The sequence below is a fragment of the Methanospirillum sp. genome, assembly GCF_035406105.1.
Lineage (GTDB): Archaea > Halobacteriota > Methanomicrobia > Methanomicrobiales > Methanospirillaceae > Methanospirillum.
On the sequence record NZ_DAONKG010000207.1, the window covers coordinates 1 to 4,245 of the forward strand.

The 4,245-nt window shown below is 47.6% G+C and carries 8 protein-coding genes, 1 tRNA gene and 1 pseudogene; 2 read left to right on the forward strand and 8 right to left on the reverse strand.

Features of this window, described 5'->3' with window-relative positions; translation table 11 throughout:
• Positions 1 to 95 precede the first annotated feature (95 nt).
• From PLA23_RS10985 to PLA23_RS11015, 7 genes are all read right to left on the reverse strand, one after another.
• Positions 96 to 446, reverse strand: a complete 351-nt coding sequence (locus tag PLA23_RS10985; protein ID WP_324475210.1) for a PDDEXK nuclease domain-containing protein — start codon at positions 444 to 446, stop codon at positions 96 to 98.
• Positions 347 to 607, reverse strand: coding sequence for a DUF1016 N-terminal domain-containing protein (locus PLA23_RS10990; RefSeq protein WP_324475211.1), 261 nt, complete (start codon positions 605 to 607; stop codon positions 347 to 349). The genes PLA23_RS10985 and PLA23_RS10990 overlap by 100 nt, the downstream gene beginning before the upstream one ends.
• A complete protein-coding gene (locus PLA23_RS10995) occupies positions 595 to 1,104 on the reverse strand; it encodes a PIN domain-containing protein (RefSeq protein ID WP_324475212.1) in 510 nt (169 codons plus the stop codon). Before PLA23_RS10995 ends, PLA23_RS10990 begins: the two co-directional genes overlap by 13 nt.
• Positions 1,085 to 1,348, reverse strand: coding sequence for a UPF0175 family protein (locus PLA23_RS11000; RefSeq protein WP_324475213.1), 264 nt, complete (start codon positions 1,346 to 1,348; stop codon positions 1,085 to 1,087). Before PLA23_RS11000 ends, PLA23_RS10995 begins: the two co-directional genes overlap by 20 nt.
• Before the next feature lie 64 nt (positions 1,349 to 1,412).
• A complete protein-coding gene (locus PLA23_RS11005; protein WP_324475214.1) occupies positions 1,413 to 2,093 on the reverse strand; it encodes a hypothetical protein in 681 nt (226 codons plus the stop codon).
• A 27-nt stretch (positions 2,094 to 2,120) separates the two neighbouring features.
• The gene (locus PLA23_RS11010) at positions 2,121 to 2,567 is read right to left on the reverse strand and encodes a hypothetical protein (RefSeq protein WP_324328242.1); all 447 of its coding nucleotides are present in this window, start codon (positions 2,565 to 2,567) and stop codon (positions 2,121 to 2,123) included.
• Between the two features lie 219 nt (positions 2,568 to 2,786).
• Positions 2,787 to 2,870: transfer RNA gene (locus PLA23_RS11015), tRNA-Ser, on the reverse strand.
• A gap of 100 nt (positions 2,871 to 2,970) precedes the next feature.
• On the opposite strand from PLA23_RS11015, the gene PLA23_RS11020 reads away from it, so the two are divergent.
• Positions 2,971 to 3,717: a coenzyme F420-0:L-glutamate ligase gene (locus PLA23_RS11020; RefSeq protein ID WP_324328277.1), complete on the forward strand. Its 747-nt coding sequence runs from the start codon at positions 2,971 to 2,973 to the stop codon at positions 3,715 to 3,717.
• Between the two features lie 3 nt (positions 3,718 to 3,720).
• Here PLA23_RS11020 and PLA23_RS11025 read toward each other — a convergent pair whose 3' ends face one another.
• Entirely contained in the window at positions 3,721 to 3,882 is a 162-nt protein-coding gene (locus PLA23_RS11025) for a preprotein translocase subunit Sec61beta (protein WP_324328244.1), read from the reverse strand.
• Between the two features lie 51 nt (positions 3,883 to 3,933).
• Between PLA23_RS11025 and PLA23_RS11030 the strand changes: the two are divergent.
• A pseudogene (locus PLA23_RS11030) lies at positions 3,934 to 4,245 on the forward strand (amidohydrolase family protein); the annotation flags it as partial.

The window sequence follows — 4,245 nt, forward strand, 5'->3', positions numbered from 1 at the left end:
CCCGACGGTGCTCACCGTAGGGCGGCGCCGAAAATATATAAAGGTATCGATTTGTAACTAGTTTTGTATACTTGATCAGTAACACTGATTATTGCTTAATTAGGTATCAGGCCATAAAGCTGTCTTGCATGGATTCCAATGGTTGGATTATCTTCTTCCTGCCTGATGAGGTCATCAACCGCAGAAAGATAGAAATTTAATTTTCCGGCATATTCTGGTTTGAATTCATGTGCTTTGAGTTCAATTACGACATAGCAGTGAAGTTTGATATGATAGAAGAGGAGGTCAAGGTAAAAGTCCTTGTCTCCGATGGATAGGTGATATTGTCGACCCATATATGCAAACCCTACCCCAAGTTCGAGCAGGAAATCCTGAATATGAGTGATGAGGGCATCTTCAAGATCTTTTTCCTGGGATAACTGGTCGATGACTTTGGCCCCCCCCAACCGAGTTTCTCCTGGCTGGTGAGGATATCTTTTCCAATCTTCCAGTAGAGGAGAATGAGCTCTTTGTTTACAGAAAGGGCGGCTTTGAGTTGAGCCTGGCGGATATGGGTCTTTAGTTCGGTGAGGAAGGTTGGATAATCAGATGGAATCAGGGGGGGCATTCTTCTTCAACGGCTGTGAGTGCTTTCTGCATGACCTGATCTGATATCCAGAATCTTCCTACGGTTCGTAATTGCTCTAACCCTAATTTAAGCGAGGGTATTTTTTTATCAATTCTGGCTCGTATGAGAATGCCAATGATTCCAGTATAAGAAAGACCGAATCGTTCTGCTACGTGCCTTGCATCATGGTCATCGAGGAGAAGAAGGGGTTCGTCACATTCAAGGGCCTGGTCTATGACCTCGGCCTCCCCCCGATGAATTTCATGACATAAACTTATGACCAGGGGGGTATTTTTCACGTCATGGACGGTAATTATTCCATCATGTATTGCCTGAATTACTTCTTCGGATCCTGGTCTCCGTTTCCCACTGAGTACTACTTCCTGGTAAACTGCTCGTGGTATATGTATTGAAGGAAAATATTCTCTGATACGTGCAAACCGACTCACCGCTGACAGGTGGATAAGCGTCGATGAATCAGAGATTACCAGTTGCATATCTGATATCCTTGTCAAGGTCTTCTTTTGAGTAATGAACCGGTATTTGTCGTTTCCAGAGGAGTTCTTCAAACTGGAACCGGTCTAGTCCTGCTAATCTGCATGCCTGGGCAGCGGTTATTATTCCCCGTTGATAGAGACTGACTGCCAGTTCGCTCATGAGTTCTTCCCGAATGGTGTCTGGGGGCAATTTCATCTCCTGTGCGAGAGATGACGGGATGGTCAAAACGATATCTTCGGTCATACTATTCTCTTAATAATTCATTCTATATGTCTTTCTGGTAGATGAGGTTTCATATGGCATAGGTTCATCCCTCATACTCCTCTTCCAGCCCATGTGCAATGGCATAGCTCTTTTTCCGCTTACAAGCCGCCCGGACCCGCTCCGGCCAGTACCGCATCGCTGAGTACGACCAGTCGTACTTCCCCGCCTCCAGTTCTTTCCAGAATTTCACCGGTTCGGCCTTCCATGACGGGAATAACTCCCGGAGCGGTGCCATATTCAAAATCACCCCGTCATCGAGTTCCGGCTTCCATCCAACCGTCTTGCCAGTCTCGTCGGTCTGCTGGATGATCCGGGTAATGCTCGAATCCAGGTCCTCACAATCCACGAGGGCCTTCTCCAGCTGTTCCCGCTCTTTCTCAAGACCCTTCCGCTCCCGATCTTCAGCAGTCTGGATTGCCTCCATGACCTCTCCGATCCTGCTCCGGAGAGAATTGATCCGTCTTCCGAGACATCGGGCAGACTGGATAAGAAAGAGTGAATCAGCAGTCATCCACTCATGGAGACATAACAACTGTACCCCTTCTTTGGTGATTGGATTAGCCAGTAGATAGGACGTTTCCGGTACCACTGGAGATGAATCTTCCAGTAATCCTTCAACATAAATGTCCGAATGGCCCTCTTCAAGAACGGTGACCGCATCGGCATCGGTAAGCTTCCGGAGTTCTTTCTCTATTTCAGGGGAGAAGATGTGATCTCCATTCACGATTCCTGACCCAAGTGCTCCTTCTTCTCAGGGGATGAACCGGCCCATGATGATCTCGATGGCATACCCCATCCAGTGATTGACCAGGTCTTCAGGGGTCGGGGTCGGAAGTGCCGGTGGCTCCCCTACCTCGGCCTCGATGGCAGCCCGGTCCTCGTCAGTTATACCATAAAGCCAGTATACTTCGTCGTCAATCTCTCGTTCTACCTTTCGGAGATGGTCATGGCGTTGTTTCACGAGTTCGGCCATTCCGGAAAGGGTGGAGCCAAATGGGGGAGCAGTGAAATCAAACGTGGTTTCATCTTCGGCTGAATCAACTTTAGCGAGAGTGATGGCGTTTTCTGAATCAGCCTGCCCTTCCAGAGACTTCCGGATAAGCCCTCTGACCTCCATCATCCGGAGAGCAACCAGCCGGTTCGTCCAGGTAAACGAGACCTCTTTTACGAGCCGACGATATGCTTCCGGAGCAGACATACCGGAAGCAGTCTCATCAGCAAAGAGCTGTTCAAGGAGCCATCTGGTCTCGGCTACCTCTGGATCTTCCCGGATAGCCGGGATTTTCTCCGCCGGAGTAAACGCTCCTTTCTCTGATAGGCCATATACTCCTTCAAGAAGATCCTGAACATCGGTTGTGGGTGTTCTTGATTTTAGATCTGCCGAATGTGAGATAAGATTTTGAAAAATTTATTAAAACGCCGAAAGGGAGATTTGAACTCCCGAGGTGTTACCACCAGTGGTTTTCAAGACCACCGCCTTCCCAGACTAGACTATCTCGGCACCTATACATGTCTGTGCATCTCCTATAAATATATTTTAGATATGATGAATCAATACTCGTATATTCTTGCACATTTTATCTGAATGAAGAGGGATTATTCTGCACACATCAGTAACTGTAACCGGGATCAGGGGCCTTCCCCTGATTCAGAAGGGAGATAACCTTCCAGGCCTGATTATTGATAAATGCGCTTTGGAAGACGGGGACATCATCTGTATTGCTAGTACAGTAATCTCAAAAGCAAAAGGATACACCAGGCATCTGAAAGATATTACCCCCGGTGACAGGGCTACCCGGATTGCACAAAAGACTGGTGAAGACCCCCGATTTATCCAGGTGGTTCTTGACCAGGCCTGTGATGTACTTATTGAGACACCTTTCACCCTGACTGAGGTATCCTGTGGCCATGTCGGGGTCAGGTCAGGAGTTGATGCAAGCAATGTTGAAGATGGACTGGTTATTACTCTCCCTCCTGATCCCATGAAAGAAGCAGATGAGATACGTGAAGAGATCAAAAATCGTACCGGTAAAGAATGCGGAGTTATCGTTACTGATACCTGTGGCAGATCATTTCGGCGTGGTCAGACCGGCCACGCCATTGGATGGAGTGGTATAACTGCCATCCGGGATTTCCGTGGAGATAGTGATCTCTTTGGGCACATCCTTGAGATTACCGAGGAGGCGGTTGTGGATGAAATCGCCGGATTTGCTAATCTCATGATGGGGGAGAGTAATAACGGAGTGCCTGCTGTTCATTTTCGGGGCATTCCTGCATGGACAGGTCATGATACGATATACTTCAGACCTGAAGAGGACGTAATCAGGAGCGCCTTAAAAAAAGTGTAAAATTCAGAATGCAATCATATTCAGGACGAAGATGGCAACACCACATACAACCGCCGCGGTAAGTACTGCGTAGGGGCTGATATGGACTGCCCGCCGGTCTTCACTGTCATAGTAATTGACAAGACCTGCAGAAGAGATTAATCGTCCACCTGCTTTTTTTGCCATAATGTATATCTTACTCCTGAATTATATAAAAGACAAGGCCTTCCTTCCATCATGACAGAGGAGTATTTCGTATCAGGAACAGCTCTTACCGGGGAAAACCTTGAGGCGCGGGATGTTACGATAGTTGTTCAGGATGGGATAATTACTGCAGTAGAAGATGAATCCTCTGTCCCCCATCAATGGATATGTCCTGCTTTTTTTAATGCCCATACCCATCTTGCCGATACAGTTGCGATGGATCTGCCTTGCACCGGAACACTTGATGAACTGGTAACTCCTCCTCATGGACTTAAACACCAGATACTGGCGCAAACACCTGATATCCATCTCATCCAGGCAATGAGAGATTCTCTGACCGAGATG

Coding starts and splice junctions, on each gene's coding strand:
- PLA23_RS10990 (WP_324475211.1), bottom strand. CDS start 607: ATGCCCCCCCTGATTCCATCTGATTATCCAACCTTCCTCACCGAACTA.
- PLA23_RS10995 (WP_324475212.1), bottom strand. CDS start 1,104: ATGCAACTGGTAATCTCTGATTCATCGACGCTTATCCACCTGTCAGCG.
- PLA23_RS11000 (WP_324475213.1), bottom strand. CDS start 1,348: ATGACCGAAGATATCGTTTTGACCATCCCGTCATCTCTCGCACAGGAG.
- PLA23_RS11010 (WP_324328242.1), bottom strand. CDS start 2,567: ATGTCTGCTCCGGAAGCATATCGTCGGCTCGTAAAAGAGGTCTCGTTT.
- PLA23_RS11025 (WP_324328244.1), bottom strand. CDS start 3,882: ATGGCAAAAAAAGCAGGTGGACGATTAATCTCTTCTGCAGGTCTTGTC.